This is a genomic window from Lacihabitans soyangensis (assembly GCF_024343775.1).
In the GTDB taxonomy this organism is placed as follows: Bacteria; Bacteroidota; Bacteroidia; order Cytophagales; family Spirosomataceae; genus Leadbetterella; species Leadbetterella soyangensis.
The window spans coordinates 88,331-113,464 of sequence record NZ_RJUF01000009.1 but is presented as its reverse complement, the minus strand read 5'-3'; the positions used below and the strand labels follow the sequence as shown (position 1 = coordinate 113,464).

At 38.6% G+C, this 25,134-nt stretch carries 19 protein-coding genes; 7 read left to right on the top strand and 12 right to left on the bottom strand.

Annotated features, from left to right (window positions below):
* Positions 1-338: 338 nt before the first annotated feature.
* From EGI31_RS05630 to EGI31_RS05610, 5 genes are all read left to right on the top strand, one after another.
* Positions 339-1,364: a DNA polymerase Y family protein gene (locus EGI31_RS05630; RefSeq protein WP_255036198.1), complete on the top strand. Its 1,026-nt coding sequence runs from the start codon at positions 339-341 to the stop codon at positions 1,362-1,364.
* 32 nt (positions 1,365-1,396) lie between these two features.
* Entirely contained in the window at positions 1,397-4,465 is a 3,069-nt protein-coding gene (locus EGI31_RS05625; protein ID WP_255036197.1) for a DNA polymerase III subunit alpha, read from the top strand.
* 408 nt (positions 4,466-4,873) lie between these two features.
* Positions 4,874-5,455, top strand: a complete 582-nt coding sequence (locus EGI31_RS05620; protein ID WP_255036196.1) for a DinB family protein — start codon at positions 4,874-4,876, stop codon at positions 5,453-5,455.
* 338 nt (positions 5,456-5,793) lie between these two features.
* A complete protein-coding gene (locus EGI31_RS05615; RefSeq protein ID WP_255036195.1) occupies positions 5,794-6,381 on the top strand; it encodes a bacteriocin fulvocin C-related protein in 588 nt (195 codons plus the stop codon).
* 3 nt (positions 6,382-6,384) lie between these two features.
* On the top strand, positions 6,385-7,233 hold the full coding sequence (locus EGI31_RS05610) for a TlpA family protein disulfide reductase (protein WP_255036194.1): 849 nt from the start codon (positions 6,385-6,387) through the stop codon (positions 7,231-7,233).
* Positions 7,234-7,447: 214 nt separating this feature from the next.
* On the opposite strand, the gene rpoC is transcribed toward EGI31_RS05610, so the two are convergent.
* The 9 genes from rpoC to EGI31_RS05565 all read right to left on the bottom strand — a co-directional run bounded on the left by rpoC (position 7,448) and on the right by EGI31_RS05565 (position 19,868).
* Complete coding sequence (gene rpoC, locus EGI31_RS05605) at positions 7,448-11,755, bottom strand: DNA-directed RNA polymerase subunit beta' (protein ID WP_255036193.1); 4,308 nt, start codon at positions 11,753-11,755, stop codon at positions 7,448-7,450.
* Positions 11,756-11,790: 35 nt separating this feature from the next.
* Positions 11,791-15,648, bottom strand: coding sequence for a DNA-directed RNA polymerase subunit beta (rpoB, locus tag EGI31_RS05600; protein WP_255036192.1), 3,858 nt, complete (start codon positions 15,646-15,648; stop codon positions 11,791-11,793).
* 378 nt (positions 15,649-16,026) lie between these two features.
* Entirely contained in the window at positions 16,027-16,410 is a 384-nt protein-coding gene (gene rplL / locus EGI31_RS05595) for a 50S ribosomal protein L7/L12 (protein WP_255036191.1), read from the bottom strand.
* A 74-nt stretch (positions 16,411-16,484) separates the two neighbouring features.
* Positions 16,485-17,018: a 50S ribosomal protein L10 gene (rplJ, locus tag EGI31_RS05590; protein WP_255036190.1), complete on the bottom strand. Its 534-nt coding sequence runs from the start codon at positions 17,016-17,018 to the stop codon at positions 16,485-16,487.
* A gap of 2 nt (positions 17,019-17,020) precedes the next feature.
* On the bottom strand, positions 17,021-17,719 hold the full coding sequence (rplA, locus tag EGI31_RS05585; protein ID WP_255036189.1) for a 50S ribosomal protein L1: 699 nt from the start codon (positions 17,717-17,719) through the stop codon (positions 17,021-17,023).
* 109 nt (positions 17,720-17,828) lie between these two features.
* Complete coding sequence (rplK, locus tag EGI31_RS05580) at positions 17,829-18,266, bottom strand: 50S ribosomal protein L11 (protein ID WP_255036188.1); 438 nt, start codon at positions 18,264-18,266, stop codon at positions 17,829-17,831.
* A gap of 350 nt (positions 18,267-18,616) precedes the next feature.
* Complete coding sequence (locus tag EGI31_RS05575) at positions 18,617-19,291, bottom strand: hypothetical protein (protein ID WP_255036187.1); 675 nt, start codon at positions 19,289-19,291, stop codon at positions 18,617-18,619.
* A gap of 3 nt (positions 19,292-19,294) precedes the next feature.
* Positions 19,295-19,429 (bottom strand): hypothetical protein, encoded by a 135-nt coding sequence (locus EGI31_RS05570; protein ID WP_255036186.1) that lies wholly within the window; start codon positions 19,427-19,429, stop codon positions 19,295-19,297.
* Between the two features lie 253 nt (positions 19,430-19,682).
* Positions 19,683-19,868 (bottom strand): transposase, encoded by a 186-nt coding sequence (locus tag EGI31_RS05565; RefSeq protein WP_255036185.1) that lies wholly within the window; start codon positions 19,866-19,868, stop codon positions 19,683-19,685.
* Positions 19,869-19,893: 25 nt separating this feature from the next.
* Here EGI31_RS05565 and EGI31_RS05560 point away from each other — a divergent pair, with 25 nt between their 5' ends.
* Positions 19,894-20,112, top strand: a complete 219-nt coding sequence (locus tag EGI31_RS05560; protein WP_255036184.1) for a transposase — start codon at positions 19,894-19,896, stop codon at positions 20,110-20,112.
* A 103-nt stretch (positions 20,113-20,215) separates the two neighbouring features.
* Positions 20,216-20,686 carry a transposase gene (locus EGI31_RS05555; RefSeq protein WP_255036183.1) on the top strand — a complete coding sequence of 157 codons (471 nt, stop codon included), beginning with the start codon at positions 20,216-20,218 and terminating at the stop codon, positions 20,684-20,686.
* Here the strand turns inward: EGI31_RS05555 and EGI31_RS05550 are convergent.
* From EGI31_RS05550 to EGI31_RS05540, 3 genes are all read right to left on the bottom strand, one after another.
* Positions 20,639-21,310: a 7TMR-DISMED2 domain-containing protein gene (locus tag EGI31_RS05550; protein WP_255036182.1), complete on the bottom strand. Its 672-nt coding sequence runs from the start codon at positions 21,308-21,310 to the stop codon at positions 20,639-20,641. The two genes, EGI31_RS05555 and EGI31_RS05550, sit on opposite strands and share 48 nt — an antisense overlap.
* A 308-nt stretch (positions 21,311-21,618) precedes the next feature.
* Positions 21,619-22,890, bottom strand: coding sequence for a hypothetical protein (locus tag EGI31_RS05545; protein WP_255036181.1), 1,272 nt, complete (start codon positions 22,888-22,890; stop codon positions 21,619-21,621).
* A gap of 29 nt (positions 22,891-22,919) precedes the next feature.
* On the bottom strand, positions 22,920-25,112 hold the full coding sequence (locus EGI31_RS05540; RefSeq protein ID WP_255036180.1) for a 3-coathanger stack domain-containing protein: 2,193 nt from the start codon (positions 25,110-25,112) through the stop codon (positions 22,920-22,922).
* Between the last annotated feature and the right edge of the window lie 22 nt (positions 25,113-25,134).

Sequence of the window (25,134 nt, the reverse complement as noted above, 5' to 3'; positions counted from 1 at the left end):
TGCAAGGACGATAACAATGTACAGCCTTCAACGAGTCTCCTTTTTCTACGATTATAATTTGATCTATCTATCAACTCGGAAAATATCATCAATAAATCATTGTTCAATTTTGAAAACATCCAATTTTCAGAATCCAAGCTAATAGTTTCAGCTAAAATTTTCTCCTATTTTCACTATACTTTTGGGTTGATTTTGCTACAAATTCTACCAAATCGCTTCTGGTTTTTCCGAATAAATTCATATTTAATAATATTTATAATGTATTGATTATAAATATTTTAAATGTCACAATTTTATATATTCTTATTTTTTTAGCAATCAACACTAAAATTTGTAGCATGCTATGCCCCGAAGCCACCGTAATAAAAGGCAATGCAGGCGTTTACAGCGAAGAGTCTCGACTGGTAACAGACATCCTCCGCGAGCGGGTGCCAGTTTTAGAAAAAGCAAGTGTTGACGAGTTCTACGTAGACCTCACCGGCATGGACAAACACTTTGGCTGCTATAAGTTTGCGAGCGAACTCCGCCAAAAGGTGATCAAAGAGAGCGGTCTGCCGATATCGTTTGGCTTGTCAATAAACAAAACGGTGTCGAAAGTAGCCACAGGTGAAGCCAAGCCCAACAACCAAATAAAAATAGATTTTGGCACCGAAAAGCCCTTTCTAGCTCCTTTGTCTATCATGAAAATACCCTCAGTGGGCGAAAAAATGTTTCAGACGCTCTGTAACCTCGGCATAAAAAAAGTACATACCGTGCAACAAATGCCCATGGAAATGATGGAGCGGGTCTTGGGAAAAAACGGGCTGACGATTTGGGAAAAATCAAACGGCATAGACGACAGCCCAGTGGTGGAATTTCATGAACGAAAATCCATATCAAACGAGCGGACTTTTGGCCGCGACACCACCGACATAGCCAAGCTACGCACGCTGGTGACGGCCATGGCCGAGCAACTCACTTACCAACTCAGGCAAGGTGGCAAAATAGCCAGTTGTATAGGTGTAAAGATTCGTTACTCCGACTTTCAGACTTACTCCAAACAGGCCAGAATACCGTATTCGTCGGCCGATCACATCATGATACCCAAAGTGATGGAGCTTTTCGAAAGCCTCTACAACCGCCGAATGCTCGTGAGGCTGGTGGGCGTGAAATTCAGTGACATCACCTACGGCAGCTACCAGATGAGTCTTTTTGAAGATACCCGCAAAACGGCCAATCTATACGAAAGCATGGATAAAATCCGCAACAGGTTCGGTAGCCGTAGTGTGATGCGGGCCTCCACCTTCGGAGCCTCCAATATTGGCGGTATGGGCAATCCATTTTCAGGCGAACCACCGATGGTATTGGCACATCGCACGATGTAAATACTTATAAAAACCACAAACTGTCTTACATCATGTACATCAACTGTCATACTTATTATAGCCTCCGATACGGCACTTTTTCGGAGGAAGAACTGCTCAGACTGGCCATAGAGTTTGGCCAAGAAGCATTGGCATTGACCGACATCAACAATACCTCCGCTTGCCTCAACTTTGTGCGATTGGCCAAGGCTGGAGGTGTAATCAGGCCCGTGATTGGTGTGGATTTTCGGCACAATGCCCAGCAACTTTACGTAGCTTTAGCAGTAAATAATGCTGGTTTTCAGGAAATAAATGACTGGCTATCAGAGCATTCGCATGCACATAAAAACATACCTGATCTGGCTCCATCGTTCAAAAACGTACAGGTCATTTATCCTTATCGACAGATACAAAAGCTTAATAAAAAGCATTTTGAAGACTATGAATACCTTGGCCTCGACTTAGATGACCTGACTTATTTTCACTCCTCCGAATGGCGAATTTACACGCATAAACTCGTGTTTCTGCATCCTGTGACATTCAGAAACAAAACGGACTTTAATGTTCACCGGCTACTAAGGTCAATAGACAACAATATACTACTCAGCAAATTACGCTTTGAACAACAAGCTCTACCCAGTGAAACCTTCGTAGCAGACCTAGAAAATTCCCTAACCAATACAGGCGGAGAAAACTATATATTTTTGCTCGAAAATACCAAAAAACTCCTCGATACGTGTCGGGTAGATTTTGACTTCTCGCCCAACCGCCCACATCAAAATCTCCAAACTTATACCCAAAGCCTCGAGGAAGATATGGCTCTGCTGCGAGAAAAAGTAAACGAAGGGCTAAAAAAACGCTATGATGTTGTGACGGAGCAAATCTCCCGCCGAATAGAAAAAGAGTTAGACACCATAAGTCAAATGAGTTTCGTGGCATTTTTTTTGGTCAACTGGGACATTATCCAATACTGCAAACGCATGAACTACTTCCACGTAGGTCGTGGTAGTGGAGCCAACAGCATTGTGGCCTATTTGTTATACATCACCGACGTTGACCCCATAGAGCTTGACCTGTACTTTGAGCGATTTATGAACCTCTTCAGAACCTCCCCACCTGACTTTGACATAGATTTTTCGTGGCGAGACCGTGAGGATGTCACCCGTTATATTTTTGAACGTTTTGGCAAAAAAGGCCAAGTGGCACTACTGGCCACATACAATACCTTCCAACACAGCGGTGCGGTAAGAGAATTAGGCAAGGTGTTTGGCTTGCCCAAGCACGAAATAGACCTGCTGAGCGAGGGTACGTTTGTATATGAACAACTCGACGCCACCTCGCAGCTTATTCTACGATACGCACGTAGAATCCATGGCATGCCCAATCACCTCAGTGTTCACTCCAGCGGTATATTGATTTCTGAGAAACCGATGCACTATTTTTCGGCTACCGACATGCCGCCCAAGGGCTTTCCAACCGTACAGTTCGACATGATTATTGCCGAAAACGTGGGCCTTTACAAATACGATATTTTGGCACAACGTGGCCTCAGCAAAATAAAGGACAGCATTGAAATTATAAAGCAAAACCAGCCAAACGCCCCTGATTTTGACATTCATGACACCAAACCATTTATGAAAGACCCCCTCATAAATAACAAAATAAGCCAAGCACAGTGTATCGGTTGTTTTTATGTGGAATCGCCCGCCATGCGGATGTTGCTCAAAAAGCTCTCTGTAGATAATTACCTGGCATTGGTGGCTGCCAGCTCTATTATCAGGCCTGGGGTATCTCAGAGCGGCATGATGCGAGAGTACATTCTCAGGCATCGCGATCCCGAACGACGAAAACTAGCCCACCCCATCATGTGGGACCTGATGGAAGAAACCTACGGCGTGATGGTATATCAGGAAGACGTTATAAAAGTAGCTCATGAGTTTGCTGGCTTAGGAGTTGCAGAAGCGGACGTGCTGAGGCGTGGCATGAGTGGTAAGTTTAGGTCTACAGACGAGTTTCGTAGGGTAAACATGCAGTTTATAGAAAACTGCAGAAAAATGGGGCATCCAGAAAAGATAATCCATGAAGTGTGGAATCAGATAGAGAGTTTTGCAGGTTACGCTTTTGCCAAAGGTCACTCTGCATCTTACGCCATAGAAAGCTACCAATGCTTGTTTCTAAAAACTTACTTTCCACTAGAGTTTATGGTGGCAGTGCTCAACAACGGCGGTGGATTTTACAGGGTCGAGACCTACATACACGAAGCCCGCATACACGGAGGGGAAATCATTTCGCCACAAATCAACCTCAGTAGTATAGAAACACACATTGTTGGCAAAAAAATTTATCTAGGGTTTCAGTTTTTGTCTGGGATAGAAGAAGCCGTAATATCAGCTATTTTAACCGAGCGAAGCCAAAACGGCCCTTTCACGAGTCTTAACGATTTTCTGGATCGGGTAGCCATCGGCATAGAACAGATAGACATATTGCTACGAATTGGGGCCTTTGATTTTACGGGTATCAACAAACGCACGCTGCTTTGGGAGGCACATTATAGGCTCAACAAAACCCCACCTAAAACACTGCAACAGGAACTATTCCGAACTCCCCCAAAGCATTTCAACTTACCAAAACTTACCTCTAGCCAGCTAGAAGACGTTTTTGACCAAATAGAATTGCTCGGTTATCCGCTGTGTGACCCGTTCGACTTGCTCTTAGAAACACCTGTGCAGACGCATTTTGTGGAAGACATGCCTAAGAATATCAATCAGGTTATAACCATGTATGGCTATTGGGTAAACCACAAAAGGGTAAAAACCTCCAAAGGTGAGAGAATGCTGTTTGGTACATTTCTGGACCAACGTGGCCAGTGGATAGATACGGTGCATTTTCCTCCCGTAGCTGCCAAATACCCACTCCGAGGACGTGGAATCTATCAAATAACCGGAAAAGTGGTTGATGAGTTTGGTTTTTTGAGCATTGAAGTTATCGAAATCCACCACTTGGCTTACATAATAGATCCTCGATTTGCTGAGACTTCCGAAAAATCAAATGTTCAGAATAAAAAACTACCCTCCAATATAACTGAACCAACCAGAAAAATTTATAGCTCATCCCTTGGGTAATTTCGGAATAGATTTAACAAAATAAAACAAAGGTCTACACCGTTAAAAAAACTTAATAAAGAAAATAAACTGAAGGACTTAGTTCTGTAGTCAACAGAATTTACAGAAGAATTTTCCTGTGTCCATAATATTCACCACACATTCAACACAAAAAATGCTAAAAAACTCCACAAGTGAGAGAGGTTCACAGCATTTATTCCACAATAGGCCTAAAGCCTTATATATTGAGATTGGATAACTTCTAAATAAATTAGATTTAGACAGCGTCGGTGTAATGTAAATTAAAAAGTTTCCACAAAATAATTTTAAACCGCACTAAGCCTAGACCGCTAAAAAGCAGAAAACGACTTTAACAACTCCAAAGGAAAATGGGCTTTAATTAGGTGCTTGATAGAACAACTTTGATATATGGTAAAGAAATACTTACTTTTGACAATAGAAAAGCCCAAACAAAGTAGTACTAAACAGACGAAAAGTGGTAAGGTATCTCCCTACTTAAACACTATGCAAAACACCATAAACCAGAGCCTTTGGAATCAGTTTGGAGCAAGTATTGACATGCTCAAAAATGCAATCTCGTTCTGTCCAGAGGCACATTGGAACACCGACTCCAAGTTTTGGTACCATGCATTTCATTGCTTATTTTTTCTGGATTATTACTTGTGTATGCAACCGGCCAGTTTCAAACCAAGGGCTCCATTTACCGAGTCTGAGTTTGAAGACCAGTTACCTGAAAGAGTTTATACCAAACGAGAGCTACTCGATTACCTACAAGCCAGCCGTGACAAATGTAAAGAATTGATAACGAACTTAGACGCTGAAAAAATGGAAAGCCGATGGATAAACTCCTCTGGATCAATGGATTATTCGGTTTTTGAAATTCTACTTTATAACCTTCGCCATGTGCAACACCATGCAGCACAGCTCAATCTACTTTTGCGACAAGCCACCAACGATGCTCCAGAGTGGGTTTTTAGGGCTGATAGTTGAAGAATAATCAATTCTATGAGAAATTTTCAAAAAAAATCCCCTTCAGATTGCTCCGAAGGGGATTTTTCATATCGCTTCGAGATTGTATCAATCTACATATTCTCTCTTACGTGGCTCGGCCATAAAAACCAATTCCTTATAGTTTGAAAATCAGAAAATTACCGTATAATAATTATATTTAAAAAGATAAGGAAAATTCACCCCCCCCCTACATAAATTGCACCAAATTTAAATTAATTTTAGATAAATTTATCAATTAACACACAGTAAATCAGACTTTTCTGATAGGTAATTGCTATTCCACCTATAAGGAAGCACAAACTTTTAACAAAAAAACAATGAAAAAATTAATTGCACTAATTTTTATTATTCCAATACTTTCCTGTTCAAAGAGTAAAGAAATTGATAGTCACAATTCACTGGATTATTTAAAAATTGAAAAGGTGGAAACAGAGTTGGAGCAGCAAAAGCAACTTGACATGTATATAGCACTCAATTCTGAAGAACGGTTAGAAATCTGGAATAATCGAATTACAAATTTTATTAAATCCGGAAAACTAACCGCTTCACAAAAGGATATCTTAAATTTGGTAAGTAGAAAACTTGACAAAAGTGTATTTGAACTAGATGTGAAAGGAACAACTAAAGCAAGAGATATAGAAACAGAGATTACCCCTATGGTTTTAAAAAGTTTCTCCAAGCAAGAAATGAAACAAATTTTAGGTAGTTTAAAACCCATTGGAAAGAATTACAAATCTGGATTAAAACCTAATTCTATTAAAACGGGTTGCGAATGCAACGGAAGTAGCGTGTGGGATTGTGATAGATGTACTGGAGGATGTAGCCAATCCGCTCATGGCTGTGGAACCTTTCTCCTTTTCTCTTGTAATTACATGTGTGCCGGTATACCACCAAATAATCCATAGTATATGAAAAAAGTAATAAAATGGAATATTGTTGGATTCTTATTGTTCTTATTATTTGTTCCAATTTTAAAATTAGAAAAGAGTTACTTAATACACTTGTGGTCTTTATCTATCTATTTTCTTACTGGTATATCATTGGGCAAAAAATTTGAATTCAGCCAGTATTTCATTTTATTACCTTTAAACTTAATAATTAGCATAATTGCCCTGCTTTCAAATCCTCAGTTATTTCCATTAATCTTTCCTTTGGTTAATATTTACTCTGTCCTAGGCTTTCTTTTTGGAGTCAATAGCGTCATGAAAAACCTCAAGTTGGTGACCCTTTATTCCTTTCTACTTATTATCCTTTCGATTTATCTTAATAAAATATTTATTCCAAATTTTTCTTTCAATAAAGCAATTCTAGATCCCTCAAAATATCCAAATCCAAAAAACATAGAAATATCTAACTTAGACAATAAAACAATATTCGATTCGGATCGAGAAAAACATATTCTTATATTGAATTTCACTTTTGTTGGCTGTACTCAGTGTGTTATTAAAAACCCATATTTAGAAAACATATACTCAAAATTAAAACTAACGAAAAAAATTAGAGTAATTGACGTGTATCTTGAATCGAAAAATTCCCCTGTGGAAATAAAATCATACCTACAAAAACATCCAACTCAACTTGAAATTGCTTATGATAAAAATAATCAATTAGCTACAATATTCAATTATGATGGTGCACCTCATGAAGTTATATTAACAAAGGATTTAAAGGTTGTAAGAATCATGAGTGGGTTTAATAGTGATCTAAAAGAAGAATACTTAAAAAATACTATCCAGTTAATCAATAGTTTGGAGTAAATATCATCAATAAACGAGACTTTAGAAATTGTAGCTAGTGGATTTAACCTTAAGACGGCGATGTGAGCGTTGCGATCTCAACCAAATTGTAAAATAATGTAATCCCGAAATTGACATATTTTCAAGATTAATAGGAATTAGACTATCACCCCAAATCAAAAAAATCCCCTTCAGATTGCTCCGAAGGGGGTTTTTATATGGTTTCGAGATTGTATCAATCTACATATTCTCTCTTACGTGGCTCGGCCATTCTGCGAGCATTGGCTGCTTCTATCTCTTCCACAGTGTTTACCTGTAAGTTTTGATAGCTTCTACGGCCTGTACCTGCTGGTATCAAATGACCCACGATAACGTTCTCTTTCAAGCCCGCCAAGTCGTCACGCTTACCTTTAACGGCAGCTTCAGACAATACCTTGGTAGTCTCTTGGAATGACGCTGCAGATATAAACGACTCAGTACCCAACGACGCGGTAGTGATACCCTGCAGTATCACTTGTGATACAGCCGGTTGAGCATCTCTTACTGTCATTTGTTTTTTGTCCTCACGTTTTAATCTACCGTTTTCGTCTCTAAACTCACGGTTGGTGATGATCTGACCAGGTTTGAAGTTTTCAGATGCACCAGCATCCATAACTACTTTCTTGTCAATGATTCTATCATTCTCCTCTCTGAAAGTCCATTTGTCAACGGCTTGCATTTCAAGGAACATCGTATCACCAGCGTCAAGAACGTCCACTTTCTGCATCATCTGACGTACAATCACCTCGATGTGTTTATCAGAGATTTTCACACCTTGCTGACGGTAAACGGCCTGAGTTTCATCAACCAAGTACTCCTGAACGGCAGTTGGTCCTTTGATTCTCAAGATATCCGATGGTGTAATGGCACCGTCTGAAAGTGGCTCTCCTGCACGGATAAAGTCACCCTCTTGTACCAATATCATTTTTGACAACGACACCATGTACTTGATTTTAGTACCGTCTTTTGCCTCAACATATATCTCTCTGTTACCACGTTTGATAGTACCATAAGATACCACACCGTCGATTTCAGATACCACAGCTGGGTTAGAAGGGTTACGTGCTTCGAAAAGCTCGGTTACCCTTGGAAGACCACCCGTGATGTCACGGTTCATGTTGATTGCTCTTGGTATTTTGGCCAAAATCTGACCCGCTTTTATCTGCTGTCCATCTTCTACCATCAAACGAGCGTTAACAGGAAGGTTATATTCCTTGTCTTCGTCTGCCGTTTTAACAATGATCGATGGGTTTTTAGCTCTGTCTTTAGAGTCAGTGATAACTTTATCACGGAAACCAGTTTGCTCATCGGCTTCTTCACGGTAAGTGATACCTTCTTCTATGGAGTCATAAGCAACAGTACCGTCAAATTCTGACAAGATAACGGCGTTGAACTGATCCCAGTGACAGATGGCATCTCCTTTGTTTATTTTCTGACCATCTTTTACTTGTAGTGTTGAACCGTAAGGAACGATGTTAGAAATCAAGATTTGCTTAGTAGCTTCGTCAATGATTCTTACCTCACCTCTACGACCGATAACGATGGTAGCAGGATTTCCTTCTTTGTCAATTGATTCTACAGTTCTGATATCGTCAAAATCAAGTTTACCGTTGAATTTAGCTTTGATGTTGGCTTCAACAGACACGTTCATGGCAGTACCACCGGTGTGGAACGTACGAAGTGTAAGCTGAGTACCTGGCTCACCAATAGATTGTGATGCAATAACACCTACAGCTTCACCCACATCGGCCATACGACCAGACGCCAAGTTTCTACCATAACATTTACCACAAACACCAGTTTTGGTTTCGCAAGTTAGAGCCGAGCGAATTTCGATAGTTTCTATCGCTGTTTCGTCAATTCTTTCTGCTATTTCTTCAGTGATTTCCTCACCTGCCGCCAAGATCAACTCTTTGGTGATAGGGTCAATGATATCGTGTACTGAAGCTCTACCTAGAATTCTTTCTGATAAAGGCTCGATGATGTCGTCGTTTTCTTTCAAAGCCGACACGTTGATACCTCTTAAAGTACCACAGTCTACTTCGTTGATAACTACGTCTTGGGCTACGTCGTGCAAACGACGTGTCAAGTAACCAGCATCGGCAGTTTTAAGGGCTGTATCGGCCAAACCTTTACGAGCACCGTGTGTTGAGATAAAGTACTCAAGAACGTCCAAACCTTCTTTAAAGTTAGAAAGAATTGGGTTTTCGATGATTTCACCAACAGAACCTGCAATGTTTTTCTGTGGTTTCGCCATCAAACCTCTCATACCACCCAACTGACGAATTTGCTCCTGCGAACCACGGGCTCCAGAGTGCATCATCATATACACGGGGTTAAATCCTTGACGGTCGTCCTCTAATTGACGCAACAAAGTCTCTCTCAATCTTGTATTTACTCTTGTCCAGATATCGATGATTTGGTTATAACGCTCACGCTCAGTAATGATACCAAACATGTAGTTGTTTTGAACCTCTTCTACTTCACCTCTGGCATTCTCAATCAATGCTTGTTTTTCTTCTGGAATCATGATATCTCCCAAACCGATAGACAAACCACCTTTGAATGCTGACTGGAATCCTAATTCTTTGATTTCATCCAAGAACTGAGCCGTACGAGCAAAACTTACTTCTTTGAATACTCTACCGATAATTCCTTGAAGTTTTTTCTTTGTTAAAAGCTCATTGATATAACCTACTTTCTCAGGAACACACTGGTTGAACAATACTCTACCAGCTACAGTTTCGATAATTTTCTCAACTATCTGACCTGTTGTTTCGTCTTTGATTTTGGTTTTAACATTGATAAACGCATGCTTCGAAAGTTGCCCTTCGTTCATGGCTATTATTACTTCTTCTGACGAATAGAAAGTTTTTCCTTCACCTAGAATTACTTCTTCTGGAGTCGATCTCTTTCCTTTGGTTACATAATATAGACCCAAAACCATGTCCTGAGAAGGTACGGTGATAGGTGCTCCATTGGCAGGGTTAAGGATGTTATGCGACGAAAGCATCAATACTGAAGCTTCCATTACTGCCTCTTGACCTAGTGGTACGTGTACCGCCATCTGGTCACCGTCAAAGTCAGCGTTAAAGGCTGTACAAACCAACGGGTGCAATTGAATAGCCTTACCTTCCACCAATTTTGGTTGGAAAGCCTGAATACCCAAACGGTGAAGCGTAGGAGCACGGTTTAGCATAACTGGGTGTCCTTTCAATACGTTCTCGAGGATATCCCAAATCACTGCATCTTTACGATCTACAATTTTCTTAGCAGATTTTACCGTCTTAACTATTCCTCTTTCTATCAGTTTTCTGATAACAAAAGGCTTAAATAACTCAGCAGCCATGTCTTTTGGAAGACCACATTCGTGCAATTTAAGCTCAGGTCCTACCACGATAACCGAACGCCCAGAGTAGTCAACCCTTTTACCCAATAAGTTTTGACGGAAACGTCCTTGCTTACCTTTCAACATGTCTGAAAGTGATTTCAAGGCACGGTTACCATCTGATCTTACGGCGTTTACTTTACGTGAATTATCAAAAAGTGAATCTACGGCTTCCTGCAACATACGTTTTTCGTTACGCAAGATTACTTCAGGAGCTTTGATTTCCAACAATCTTTTCAGACGGTTGTTTCTGATAATTACTCTTCTGTAAAGATCATTTAAGTCAGAAGTCGCGAAACGACCACCATCTAGCGGCACCAAAGGACGCAATTCTGGTGGAATAACTGGTACCATACGGATTACCATCCACTCAGGTCTGTTGTCAATTCTGGTACGAGAATCTCTGAATGATTCTACAACTTTAAGTCTTTTCAAAGCCTCTGCTTTACGCTGCTGAGATGTATCAGTAGCTGCTTGGTGACGCAATTCGTACGAAAGTTCGTCCAATTGGATTCTCGAAAGCAACATATACAATGCCTCAGCACCCATCTTGGCGATGAATTTGTTTGGATCTTCGTCAGGAAGCATTTGATTTTCTCTTGGCAACTTGTCCAAAATATCCAAATATTCTTCTTCAGTCAAGAAGTCCATTTTGGCAACACCGTCTTCTTCTTTGATACCTGATTGCACCACTACGTATCTCTCATAGTAGATAACCTGATCCAATTTTTTAGAAGAAAGACCTAGGATGTATCCGATTTTGTTAGGTAAGCTTCTGAAATACCAAATGTGAGCTACCGGAACGACCAATTCGATATGGCCCATTCTTTCTCTACGCACTTTCTTCTCAGTAACTTCTACACCACAACGGTCGCAGATAATACCTTTGTAACGAATTCTTTTATATTTGCCACAGTGACATTCCCAGTCTTTAACTGGTCCGAAAATACGCTCACAAAACAAACCGCCCATCTCTGGCTTGTAGGTTCTGTAGTTGATGGTCTCGGGTTGCGTAACCTCACCGTATGACCCTTCCAAAATAGATTCCGGAGAGGCCAAACTGATGGTTATGCTATTAAAATCGCTGTTTAGCTTTTTATTTTTCTTTAATGACATTTTCTAATGCTTTTAATGAAAATGATATATTTTAATTAAACAAGAGTGATTTCTAATGCAAGACCTCTTAGCTCATGCACCAATACGTTGAACGACTCTGGAATACTTGCTTTCGGAAGGTTTTCACCTTTTACGATCGCTTCGTAAGCCTTAGCTCTACCCAACACGTCATCTGACTTCAACGTCAAGATTTCACGAAGTACATGAGAAGCACCAAATGCCTCAAGAGCCCAAACCTCCATCTCTCCAAAACGCTGACCACCAAACTGAGCTTTACCACCCAATGGTTGTTGTGTAATCAACGAGTATGGTCCGATAGAACGAGCGTGCATTTTATCATCTACCAAGTGACCCAGTTTAAGCATGTACATGATACCAACGGTAACTTTTTGGTCAAAAGGCTCACCCGTAAGACCATTGTAAAGCTGCGTACGTCCATATTCGCCCAAACCTGCCTCTTTTACTTCGGCAGATACCTCTTCAGCAGAAGCTCCGTCAAAAATAGGAGTAGCATATTTGCGACCAAGTTTTCTACCTGCCCAGCCTAAAACAACCTCATACAGCTGACCGATGTTCATCCTCGAAGGTACACCCAGTGGGTTAAGAACGATGTCCATAGTGCTACCGTCTTCAAGGAATGGCATGTCTTCGTCACGAACGATTCTTGCAACCACACCTTTGTTACCGTGACGACCCGCCATCTTGTCACCCACTTTCAACTTACGTTTCTTAGCTATGTACACTTTGGCCAATTTCACGATACCTGCCGGAAGCTCATCACCCACTTCAAGTACAAATTTCTCTCTCTTATAAATACCGATAAGCTCGCTTCTTTTGGTCAAGTAGTTTTTAACCAATGAAACCAACAAAGCATTTGTCTCTTCGTTATTTACCCATCCTTCCAAAATAATGTCACCCAATAGGTTAGCTTCTTCTGGAACGTTGTATGAACTTTCGTCAACAAATGGGTTTTTGTCTGGGAATAAATTGTTTGAGATGTTAGACTTATTAAATTTAACACCTTTAGAAATTAATTCCTCTCCAAATTTATGTTTAACTCCATTACAAGTTTCATTGTCTAAAAGAGCAACCATTTTGTCAATCATTACGGCTTTCAATTCCATTAATGACTTACTGTGGCCTTTAGCCAATATTTTCAACTCTTCTTTGTGTTTTACTCTTTCCTCCTTGGTTGGACGAGAGAACAATTTGGTGTCGATGATTACTCCTCTCAACGAAGGTGAAGCTTTTTTAGAAGCATCTTTCACATCACCTGCTTTGTCACCAAAGATGGCTCTTAAAAGTTTTTCTTCTGGAGTTGGATCTGACTCTCCTTTTGGAGTGATTTTACCAATCAAAATATCACCTTCTTTGATGTGTGTACCTGTTCTTACGATACCGTTTTCGTCAAGATTCTTAACCGCCTCTTCAGATACGTTAGGTATCTCAGCAGTTAGTTCTTCTTCTCCGCGTTTTGTATCTCTTACTTCAAGGTCAAACTCTTCGATGTGAATCGAAGTAAAGATATCGTCACGTACCACTTTCTCAGAAATTACGATAGCATCCTCAAAGTTGTACCCTTGCCAAGGCATGAAGGCAACCTGTAGGTTACGTCCAAGAGCAAGTTCACCACCTTGTGTAGCGTATCCTTCTACCAAGATTTGTCCTGCTTTTACTTTTTGTCCTTTCAACACAATCGGACGTAAGTTGATACAAGTGTCTTGGTTAGTTCTTCTGAATTTGATCAGGTTGTAAGTCTTCAAATTTGTATCGAAGTTTACAAGCCTTTGGTTGTCAGACCATTCGTAATTAACTACGATTTTCTGAGCATCGACGTATTCTATAACACCTTCACCATCAGCAACAATCAAAGTACGAGAGTCACGAGCCAATTTACCTTCAAGACCAGTACCCACAATTGGAGCTTCTGGACGCAACAAAGGCACAGCTTGACGTTGCATGTTCGAGCCCATCAAGGCACGGTTGGCATCATCATGCTCAAGGAAAGGAATCATCGAAGCAGCGATAGATACAATCTGGTTTGGAGCAATATCCATGTATTCGATCTCGTCAGGACGCTTCAATGGGAAGTCACCTTCAAATCTACATTTCAACAAGTCCACACTGAAGTTTCCGTCGTTTTTGGTATCGGCCGTTGCCATCGCAATGTGCTTACCATCTTCTTCTTCAGCTGTTAGATATTCAATGGTTCCAGTCATTTTTCCACCGTCTATTTTCATATAAGGTGTTTCGATGAAGCCCATTGAATTGATTTTCGCATAAGTACAAAGCGAAGAAATCAAACCGATATTTGGACCCTCTGGAGTTTCGATTGTACATAGACGACCATAGTGCGTGTAGTGAACGTCACGAACCTCAAAACCTGCTCTTTCACGAGAAAGACCACCTGGTCCTAAAGCCGAAAGACGACGTTTATGGGTTATCTCGGCCAATGGATTGGTTTGATCCATAAACTGAGAAAGCTGGTTGGTACCAAAGAATGAGTTGATTACAGACGATAAAGTACGAGCGTTGATCAAATCAACTGGCTTGAAGTCTTCGTTGTCACGAACGTTCATTCTTTCTTTAATGGTACGGGCCATACGAGCAAGACCTACGCCAAATTGACCAGAAAGCTGCTCACCAACCGTGCGAACACGTCTGTTTGAAAGGTGGTCAATATCATCGACAACTGCCTTTGAATTGATAAGACCGATCAAATATTTAACGATAGAGATGATATCTTCTTTGGTCAAAACCGAAGTTTCCAAAGGAGTATCAAGGCTCAACTTGGTGTTTACTCTGTAACGACCAACTTCACCTAAATCGTAACGTTTGTCAGAGAAGAACAAACCTTGGATAATCTCACGAGCTGTAGCTTCGTCAGGTGCCTCGGTGTTTCTCAATTGACGGTAGATTTGCTCAACGGCCTCTTTTTCAGAGTTTGAGCTATCTTTTTGTAATGTATTATAAATGATGTTAAACTCCGATACGTTAGCGTCTTCTTTGTGAATAATCACCGATTTTGCTTGTGTATCAAGAATAAGTTCAACGTCAGTTTCAGAAATAACTGAGTCTCTTTCAAGAATCACCTCGTTTCTGTCGATAGAAACCACCTCACCGGTGTCTTCATCCACGAAGTCTTCAGTCCAAGTTTTCAAAACCCTTGCAGCCAATCTACGACCAACTACAGCTTTCAGGTTTTCTTTAGTAGAAGTGATTTCCTCTGACAATCCGAATAAATCCAAGATGTCTTTGTCAGTACCGTAGCCAATCGAACGAAGTAGCGTAGTTACTGGGAATTTCTTTTTACGGTCGATGTAAGCATACATGACGTTGTTAACGTCAGTCGAGAACTCAATCCATGAACCCTTCATAGGTATTACCCTTGCAGAGTAAAGTTTGGTACCGTTGGTGTGCTTACTCATAGAGAAAAACACCCCTGGCGAACGGTGCAATTGCGATACAATCACCCTTTCAGCTCCATTGATTACGAATGAACCACGGCCTGTCATGTAAGGGATATTTCCCAAGAACACTTCTTGCTCGATAGTTTCAAACTCCTCATTATCAGAGTCATTACAAAGCAATCTTAATTTTGCTTTCAATGGCACTGAGTAAGTTAGACCTCTGTCGATACACTCATCTACAGAGTATTTTGGTTGGTCGATTGTGTAATCAACGAACTCTAGAACATAGTTCTCACGCGAGTCTGCAATCGGGAAGTTATCCATAAATGTTTGATACAAACCCTCAGCTCTACGGCTTTCGGCTGGTGTATCAATCTGGAAAAATTCAGTAAACGATTGCAATTGGATATCCAAGAAGTCAGGATACTCAAGTACGGATTGAACGCTTGCAAAGGACTTCCTTCCGGTTTCTGTCAATTTCAAGGTTTTAAATTGTTTTAATGAAAAATATTTTAAAAAACTTGTTTTGAATCTAACCTCACCCCCCGCCCTCTCCACAAGAGAGGGAGCCAAATGGTACGGTTCCCAAATTCAAAAATAAAATCGCAGTGAAGAAAAACGATTTTACCCCTTTGCATCTGCCCTACGAAAAACAGAAGTGTATCGGGTAAAAAGTCTTGTCGGAGTGTGAGCTCCAAATGTTTTTAAATGTTGTGGTTTTTGGTAGTTTTTAGCTATGACATTCGTTCTAAATTTTTGTAAAAAATCACCTAAAACTATGTCCTTTTTTAAACGACAAAAAGACTCGGCCAGAACTATAACGTTCTGACCTGAGTCTGATTGTAAATGCTTTACGAGAAATTATTTAATTTCTACTTCAGCACCAGCTTCTTCTAACTGAGTTTTAAGAGCGGTAGCTTCGTCTTTAGCGATACCTTCTTTCAAAGCTTTAGGAGCTGAATCAACTAATTCTTTAGCTTCTTTCAAACCTAAACCTGTAAGGTCTTTAACCAACTTCACAACTTGAAGTTTGTTAGCACCACCTGATTTCAAGATTACGTCAAAAGCTGTTTGCTCAGCAGCAGCCTCAGCTTCGCCACCACCAGCAGCTGGACCAGCTACCATTACAGCACCAGCAGCAGCTGGCTCAATACCATATTCGTCTTTGAGGATAGCTGCAAGCTCATTAACCTCTTTTACTGTCAAATTAACTAATTGTTCAGCGAATGCTTTCAAATCTGCCATTTCTATAGAATTTTTATTTTATAAACAATATTTAAAAAAATGAATGCTGCACCTTGCGGCATCCGGTTAAAAAATTAGGCTGCTTCTTTCTCCGAAAGAGTTTTAAGTATACCAGCCAGTTTGTTGCCACCACTCTGCAATGCACCAAGTACATTTTTGGCAGGTGATTGTAGCAATCCGATTACTTCGCCAATCATCTCAGCTTTAGATTTCAAGTTCGTCAGAGCGTCTAATTGGTCGTGACCAACATACAATCCACCGTCTATTGAAGCTCCTTTAAGCTTGATTGAGTCTTTGTTTTCTTTCAAGAAATCCTTGATCAATTTGGCAGCAGCTTTACCCGATTCAGGGTGAAACATGATACCTGAGAATCCTTTAAGAACCGACTCGTTGAAAGCCGTGTAATCTGTGTCGAGCGTCTCAAGAGCTTTCTCGATAAGTGTGTTTTTCACTACTACATACTCAATACCTCTGTCGAAGCAAAGACGTCTAAGTTTGTTGGTTTTAGCAACAGACATACCGCTTGCGTCAGTGATATAGAAATAAGGAATGTTGGCAAACTTCTCGCTAAGATCCTGAATAATGAGTGCTTTTTCTTCTCTTCTCATGATTACAGTCCTATTATAGTTGATTTGTCAATCTGAATACCTGGACTCATTGTGCTAGACAAAGCTATGCCTTTCACATAAGTACCTTTTGCTGAAGAAGGCTTAAGTTTAACCAATGTTTGGATAATCTCGTTTGCGTTTTCAGCAATTTTCTTTGCGTCGAAAGAAACCTTAGCAATACCTGCGTGGATGATACCAGTTTTGTCAACTTTGAAGTCGATTTTACCAGCTTTCACCTCTTGCACCGCTTTACCTACCTCAAGAGTTACTGTGCCTGATTTAGGATTTGGCATCAAGCCTCTTGGACCCAATACTTTACCTAAACGACCTAGTTTAGCCATTACAGTTGGCATAGTAATGATTACGTCGATATCTGTCCAGCCTTTTTCGATTTTTGAAATGTACTCATCAAGACCTACGTAGTCAGCACCTGCTGCTTTAGCCTCTTCTTCCTTATCAGGAGAACAAAGAACCAAAACGCGAACAGTTTTACCAGTACCGTGAGGAAGTGCAACAACTCCACGAACCATTTGGTCTGCTTTACGAGGGTCAACACCTAATCTAACGTCAATATCAATTGATGAGTCAAACTTAGTGTAAGAGATTTGTTTCAAAATTTCAGCTGCTTCTACTAAGCTGTACGATTTTGTCGCATCAAACTTCGATAGAGCCTCTTTTCTTTTTTTGCTTATTCTAGCCATAATTTTGGTAATTAACGTCTCACTGTTCGGTGACTACTTTTGCCCATACCTTTCGGTGGCTGAGCGTAGTCGAAGTCACGTCCGAGAGACTCCCATTTTGTTTAATTAATTAAAACGGACTTGCACCTGTGATGGTGATGCCCATGTTTGCTGCAGTACCTGCTACCATTTTCATGGCCGACTCTATCGTGAAGCAGTTAAGGTCTGGCATTTTAGTTTCGGCAATAGCTTTCACTTGATCCCAAGTAACCGACCCAACTTTGTTACGGTTTGGTTGGTCTGAACCTTTCTTTACTTTAGACGACTCGATTAGCAAGACAGCTGTTGGAGGAGTTTTGATAACAAACTCAAAGGACTTATCCGTATAGTAGGTAATCAATACCGGAACCACCTGACCCATTTTGTCTTGTGTTCTAGCATTGAACTGCTTACAGAATTCCATGATGTTGATACCCTTCGAACCCAAAGCTGGACCAATAGGAGGTGCTGGGTTGGCTTGACCACCCTTAGCTTGTAATTTTAAGTATCCTGCGATGTCTTTCGCCATTGTCTTTTTACATTTAAAAATTTGAGAAATACGAACTAACGAACTCAATCTACCGCCATAGCTTTGTAGTCACAATCCAAAGCCTGAAAAACAGATGGTCATCCGATTCTCCAAAGTTTTTTCTCATACTCCTCAGGGGAAGCCTAACATATTGATAATATGACAAGAGACAGAGAAAAACTTCGCCAAAATGGACAAGCTGCCCAAAATGGACTGCAAAGGTAGAAAATTAATTTTTTAATGCAAAAGTTTTTTGGGAAATATGTTGATGGATTATCGGGAGAGGTTTGAGGACACTAAAATACTACACTGATTAGGTCAAAACAAAGATAAAGAGGTCGTAAGGGAACCTAGTAATTTAGACAGTAACTAAATCCAAAATTTAAATTTGACTGATAGAACCCTGCACCGAAACCAAGAAACTTATAGTTTAGCGAACTTGAGGTTACTGGGAAGTGGTAATTTGTTGTAAGAGACAATTTGGGATTTATTGGAAAATCCAAGGACGTATTTAGATTAAGAGAGTATCTTGACATCTGAGGCAAAGGATTAGAAATATCATAATTACTTGGATCTCTATCAATCAAAATCCCTTGCACTTTCTCTGAAAAACCCAAATCTCCATTGGGGTAATTATAGAAATATTTTGAATAACTCAGGAGATTAATATTTGCAGATAATCCATAAAAAAACTTTAATTGCTTGTAAACAATTTTTGTTTTTTGAACACCAACTTGTAAATAATTAAATCTGGTTATTGCCTCATTAGGTTCCAGCCTTTTTGCTTGAAGAGATTGATGAATAAAATTGGCGGAAAAAACATATTTTTCAGTTTTAACAGTACTGCCAAAGTAGTACCCATTTTTATTATAAAAGTTATCTTGTCTTAAAAAATCCAAGGGTTGACCCATAGCTCTTGATAAACCCAAAACATAGCCAGTACCGATTTGGTACTGGTTATGTTGCGAAAACAAAGTATTACTCACAAATAAAATGCAGAATATACAGGTTATTAAACACTTCATCGATTAATAGAAAATGCTTTGATTAGGAACTTGCCCTGTTGTATAATAACCACCGTTGCTGGTTATAGATTGCGTAACTTGAGCTTTTTGTGCTTCTGTTATCGTCAATACACCGCCTTGAGAAGTTTCACTAGACATAAATTCAAAATCATTAACTTCACTGTCATAGCCCGAATATGCATACCCCATTTAACTGTATATAATGGCTGCCCGCTAGTTGTCGAGAATAAAATGAAGTCTCGATTAAAGTCAACTCCGGCCGTTCCTCTTTTTCCAGCATCTGATGAGTTATACTTTCTTCCAGATATTTCAAAATTAGAAAGAGGGATAGTTGTGAATGGGCGAGCATTTTTAATATTTACTTTTCCTTTTTTATCCACAAGAACATTTTTTAAATTAAGTTCTTTTCTTTTACATTTACCAATGCTCTCCTTATTCTTTCTTTCATATTACCTCTAATTGGTGTTATTAGTCTGATTTTGTCTTGTTCAAAAAGAGATGTTTGATAGCCCAATGAGAGATAACCTTTGTCTGCAATTAACTCATAACCTGCAAGTTGTTCTTTTTTGTCTATCATTCCAAGATAGTTTACGTCATGAACATTGGCTGAGGTTAATCCAACAGACAGTGGTACACCTTATAACCCATCTTTAAAGATGCATTATTATGGTTTTAAAATGCAGTTGATGATTACACAAAAAGGTGTACCACTGTCTGTTGGATTAACCTCAGCCAATGTTCATGACGTAAACTATCTTGGAATGATAGACAAAAAAGAACAACTTGCAGGTTGTTCTTTTTTGTCTATCATTCCAAGATAGTTTACGTCATGAACATTGGCTGAGGTTAATCCAACAGACAGTGGTACACCTTTTTGTGTAATCATCAACTGCATTTTAAAACCATAATAATGCATCTTTAAAGATGGGTTATAACTCTGGTTTTAAAATGCAGTTGATGATTACACAAAAAGGTGTACCACTGTCTGTTGGATTAACCTCAGCCAATGTTCATGACGTAAACTATCTTGGAATGATAGACAAAAAAGAACAACTTGCAGGTTATGAGTTAATTGCAGACAAAGGTTATCTCTCATTGGGCTATCAAACATCTCTTTTTGAACAAGACAAAATCAGACTAATAACACCAATTAGAGGTAATATGAAAGAAAGAGCAGATGTGTGGAATAAGTCTTATCGATATATTAGAAAAAGAATTGAAACACTTTTTTCACAACTCTGTGATCAAATGATGTTTAAAAGAAACTACTCAAAATCATTAGATGGCCTGCTTACAAGAGTCGTTGCAAAGGTAAACGCTGTAGCTGTTTTACAATTCATAAATATGTCAAACAATAGACCAATAAATCAGTTGAAGCATGCCATGTTTATTTAAACCGCACAAGGGGTATAGAACTAATGTTTTGCGGTCTTTTTGCGAGGAATAAAAAAGATTATACAAACAATACAAAATGGCTGTAATCAAGGCCATTGTGACTAAACCGTCATAAAACAAATAAGAGTGATAATGTTGATAAAACTGTTGTTGATTAAATAGATTTAAAGGCAAACGAACCACCTGATACTGATTTCGAACCCTATAATATACCGTATCGCTAGCATTCGGCATCAACGATATCTTAAATGCATGCAGATAACTTGGAAGTTCCCTATATTGGACTGCAATACCCCAACCAGCTTCTTCTTTATGCCATTTCCCTTCTTTCTTTTTATAAAAATCTACTTTTTCAAGAATGATTTGATCTGTACTCAAAATTGCATCCTGAGTCTGATTCGTTTTGTTTTGTAAAACCAGCCTAACCCATAAGTTCTTTCTCAAATGCCCATATCCTATCTCTGGGCCGTTAAACTTTTTGAATGATGGATTGATTAAAACATCCTCAAAGCCTAGAGAATCAGTCTCGTCCACAAAACAATCAACCGACTGAACATTCACCTGTTCTGGTATTTTATTCAGCACCTGTTGCTCCTCGAATGTGCAAGCATTTAGGAGAGGCAATAGAATTAGAGCTTGCCAGAATTGGAATTTCAGTAACAGTCGGAAAAGTGATGTTTTTATATCTTCAGGTTCTTTTTATGGTTAAATTTAGTTATTAAAGGTGGCATATTAGGCAATCGATTGAAAATATTTTGGCTGAATTTAACAGAATCGAGAATGGGTTAATTGGGCTAAATAAAGCCAAAAAAGAACACTGGCCTTGTTTGCTTTTTTATAACCTTTAACTAGATTTCTTAGACTTAGGCTTAAGGTGTTTTAATGAAAAGTCACCAAGAAAGTGTTAAGATTGAAAATTGGTACTACTTCTATTAAATTTTCAAAAACTCACCCAGTTTTTCCAAATTAAAGGTTTTTGCTACAAAAATGTTAAAAGTAGAAGGTGGATATCTAAGGTTTCCTCTGATTTCGCATCCTAAGTTAATACCTGTTGTTTTTATTTCTGTCAAATTAGCGTATATAGAATAACTTGGATTCCAATTAAAAGATTTATTGACATATGGATTTACCCTCGCCGAAAATATTGAGACTGCTGGTAGAATTCTGAGTTCAAAGGAGGAAAAACTCCAAGAAATAGGTAAAGAAAAACCAATAACGCTTGTGAAAGAAGTGCTCCTTCTTGCTTTTGGCAGGTCAGGTGAATATTTGCCAATAAGATCTTTTTTTAAACTGGTTAATGTATCTGTATATATTTGTGTGTAAGATATTTCATTATTGTAATATGTAAATAATCCTTCGTAGTGGATACCAAGAGAAAGATAAAATGAGTTTTTATTGTCGTCTACAATTGGTGTACTTAACCCAAAGGACGCCCCATAATTTCTTATTTCTAAAATTTCACTTGTTTTTCTATAAAAAACCGATTGCAAATATGTTACACTATCATTTTTTAAGGTTCTTATAATTGTTGGATTCCCATAAATGCCGATACTATCTTTTAAATTTTGAGGTCTATTATTAATTTGCCCCATTCCTTGAAATTGAAAGATTCGGCCATATACACCACATTTTCTAACATGATCACCCTTGCGAGATTTATGGCTTAAGGCACTAGGAGACATTATATTTGCATCTAAATAAAGTAGTCTGAATGGATTAGTTTGTAAATAGTCGAAGTTTGACCCAAGATTTAACCTAAAAATACTATTTTTTGGTGCTACTTCTTTAGCTGTAGTATCAAAACTAATTTGAACTTTTGCCTCTGAGATTGTAATAGGTAAAGTTTGGGTTTTTGACGTCATTTTCAAAAAACATGATTTTTGAAGAAACTCGTTATATTCGAATGGAGTATCAACCGTGATTGAGGCCACAATTCGCTGAGAATTGTTTACTTTCCACTTTGGCGATTCAAATTTTATTTTTTTTGAATCAATAATACCCAAATCCAATGTTCCTTCAATTTCAGTTTCAATTCCTTTTATCCCTTCGTAAAGAAAAACTATTTGTAGATTATTACTTTTTTTACGGTCTACTGTAAAAGTCACATTATCTTTCTCTGGCTTAATTGAATATTGACCTTTAACGGTTAAAGACAAACCCAAAAACGTTAAAGCTAATAATATTGAAAAATTTAAATTAGTCATATTTTTTCTTATTTAAATGAAATTTTTATTCAATTACACCCACCAAACTCAGTCTTAAATACAACCCCATTGTCCGCTTTAAAACCTGGGTCAAGTTGAATGCTTTTTCCGGCTCTATAAGTTACGTTTGATGTGCCAGTGATTTTATTGGTGGCCGAAATTGTTCCAGAATTTACATTGGCTTCTTTGACTACTGTGCCGCTTGTAATGTCGTCTGAAGGCGAATTAGAGCTTGAAAGTGCAAGAATTGCAACACAAGGATTTGTAAAGCCTTTCATGAAGAAACCGCTAAACCCAGTAACATCAAAACTAATTTCCCATCTATTGAGTAGTGCGTTCCATACAATATCATTGTCATCTGGGTCAATAATAGTAGGAGTAGTTCCATAGCTTGCTGGTGTACCCGAATTATCAGAACTTGTACCTGAATACTTATCAATTTTTATATTTGATATCCCCAATGCGTCTGTTGGACTAGAAGGTAAGTTAATTGGATTTGTAGAATTGTAATTGTCAAATTCTGATTGTGTAAAATATAAAGTAACTCTTCCAGTTGCAGTATTAGGATTTATTTCTGGGGTTATTTCAAGATTTTTGTTTAAATAACTACCTATACCACTTGTATTTATCCAGACTTTAGCTGTTAATTGTCCAACAACAGGATTGCCACCGGAAGGAGTAACTGCTGAAATAACTCCAGATTGATTTTGGAAAACAACCGGGATATTATTGCCATTGTCCGTGAGGGTTGAGGCTGTTACTTCTGTATTACTTGTTACTACATTGTTATTGTTGAAAGTAGAGAGCTTAATAGCAAAGAATCCTGCCCCTGTTTGGTTATTAGTCCCACTTGTTGGATCAATATCGCCCGAGTTTTGCATCGTTCCTACGATAAAGCAATTACCATCTCCATCTATAGCAATATCTCTTGCCCAATCAGCAAGGGAGCTTCCCGAACCTATAGCCCATTCATATTCTCCATTATTGGTCAATTTTTGTACAAAAAAGTCAATATCTCCAACGGCTGTTAAGTTGGAATTACCTGAGCCTGGGTCAAAATCTACGTTTGTTCCAGAAAAACCACCAACAGTATAAACATTACCAAATATATCCAATGCAAGTGATATACCTGCATTATACGATGTGTTACCAATTTGTTTTACCCAATTAAGTCCACCACCCGAATTAAATTTTATTGTAAATGCTTCATTTGTACTATTTGGGGTTAAATTAAAAAATGTTGCTGACGGATCGAAGTCTGTTGTAGCTGTAAAATCACCAACACAGTAAATATTCCTTTGAGTGTCAGTTACGATTTTTCTAAAAAATGAATTTGGAAATTGATACCCCCAAACAAAGTTACCATTTGAATTGAATTTGACTAAATAAGAATCAGATGAAGATATAACATTAAGAACACCTGCACTACTATTTAAATCAAAGTCTATTGAAGGACTAGAAAAAGTACCACATAAAAGTATGTCATTATTTGAATCACAATGCACTTTGAATCCATTATCAAACGAAGTCCCACCGTATGTATTAACCCACTGTAAACTCCCGCTTGAGTTAAATTTAGCTATAAAAATATCTTGTACCCCTGCTGAGGTTTTATTTATTACACCATTGGAAGGATCAAAATCAATCATTCCCTGAAAATAACCAGATATAATAACATTGTTAAAATTATCAATATCCACACCATAACCAAAAGCTATATTCGTACCTGATCCTGTACCTTGAAACGCTTCTGCCCAAATTACACTACCATCAACTGATGACATTTTAATTAAAAACGTGTTTTGTGTGTTATTTGAAGTCGTTAGAATCCCTCCTAAACCAGTGTCAAAGCTATTGCTATTGAACCAACCTACAATATATATGTTACCCAGACCATCTACTTCCATTTCCATAATATTTTCTGAATTTACTCCTCCCATTTTATTTGTCCATACAACACTTCCCAAGGCATCATATTTGACAATAATAATATCTTGATTGCCAGCACTTGTATAGTTATGAATATTGTTGACTTGATTTAAATCTATTGAGCCTGAAAAATTACTTGCAATATAAAAATTGGATTGTGCATCAATAGCAGTAAAACACCTTACAGGATTTGAGGTCGTACTATACTTACCAAGGTCATAAGTCGGCTGTCCGAAAGACTGTTTGGTAATAAATAACCACAACCAGAAAAAATATTGTAGTGATTTTTTCATTGGTTTTATATTGTTTAAATAT

Bases quoted from the DNA above. Each gene is read 5' to 3' on its own strand.
- EGI31_RS05630 (WP_255036198.1), top strand. From the start codon at position 339: ATGCTATGCCCCGAAGCCACCGTAATAAAAGGCAATGCAGGCGTTTAC.
- EGI31_RS05625 (WP_255036197.1), top strand. From the start codon at position 1,397: ATGTACATCAACTGTCATACTTATTATAGCCTCCGATACGGCACTTTT.
- EGI31_RS05620 (WP_255036196.1), top strand. From the start codon at position 4,874: ATGGTAAAGAAATACTTACTTTTGACAATAGAAAAGCCCAAACAAAGT.
- EGI31_RS05615 (WP_255036195.1), top strand. From the start codon at position 5,794: ATGAAAAAATTAATTGCACTAATTTTTATTATTCCAATACTTTCCTGT.
- EGI31_RS05610 (WP_255036194.1), top strand. From the start codon at position 6,385: ATGAAAAAAGTAATAAAATGGAATATTGTTGGATTCTTATTGTTCTTA.
- rpoC (WP_255036193.1), bottom strand. From the start codon at position 11,755: ATGTCATTAAAGAAAAATAAAAAGCTAAACAGCGATTTTAATAGCATA.
- rplL (WP_255036191.1), bottom strand. From the start codon at position 16,410: ATGGCAGATTTGAAAGCATTCGCTGAACAATTAGTTAATTTGACAGTA.
- rplJ (WP_255036190.1), bottom strand. From the start codon at position 17,018: ATGAGAAGAGAAGAAAAAGCACTCATTATTCAGGATCTTAGCGAGAAG.
- rplA (WP_255036189.1), bottom strand. From the start codon at position 17,719: ATGGCTAGAATAAGCAAAAAAAGAAAAGAGGCTCTATCGAAGTTTGAT.
- rplK (WP_255036188.1), bottom strand. From the start codon at position 18,266: ATGGCGAAAGACATCGCAGGATACTTAAAATTACAAGCTAAGGGTGGT.
- EGI31_RS05575 (WP_255036187.1), bottom strand. From the start codon at position 19,291: ATGAAGTGTTTAATAACCTGTATATTCTGCATTTTATTTGTGAGTAAT.
- EGI31_RS05570 (WP_255036186.1), bottom strand. From the start codon at position 19,429: ATGTCTAGTGAAACTTCTCAAGGCGGTGTATTGACGATAACAGAAGCA.
- EGI31_RS05565 (WP_255036185.1), bottom strand. From the start codon at position 19,868: ATGATAGACAAAAAAGAACAACTTGCAGGTTATGAGTTAATTGCAGAC.
- EGI31_RS05555 (WP_255036183.1), top strand. From the start codon at position 20,216: ATGGGTTATAACTCTGGTTTTAAAATGCAGTTGATGATTACACAAAAA.
- EGI31_RS05545 (WP_255036181.1), bottom strand. From the start codon at position 22,890: ATGACTAATTTAAATTTTTCAATATTATTAGCTTTAACGTTTTTGGGT.
- EGI31_RS05540 (WP_255036180.1), bottom strand. From the start codon at position 25,112: ATGAAAAAATCACTACAATATTTTTTCTGGTTGTGGTTATTTATTACC.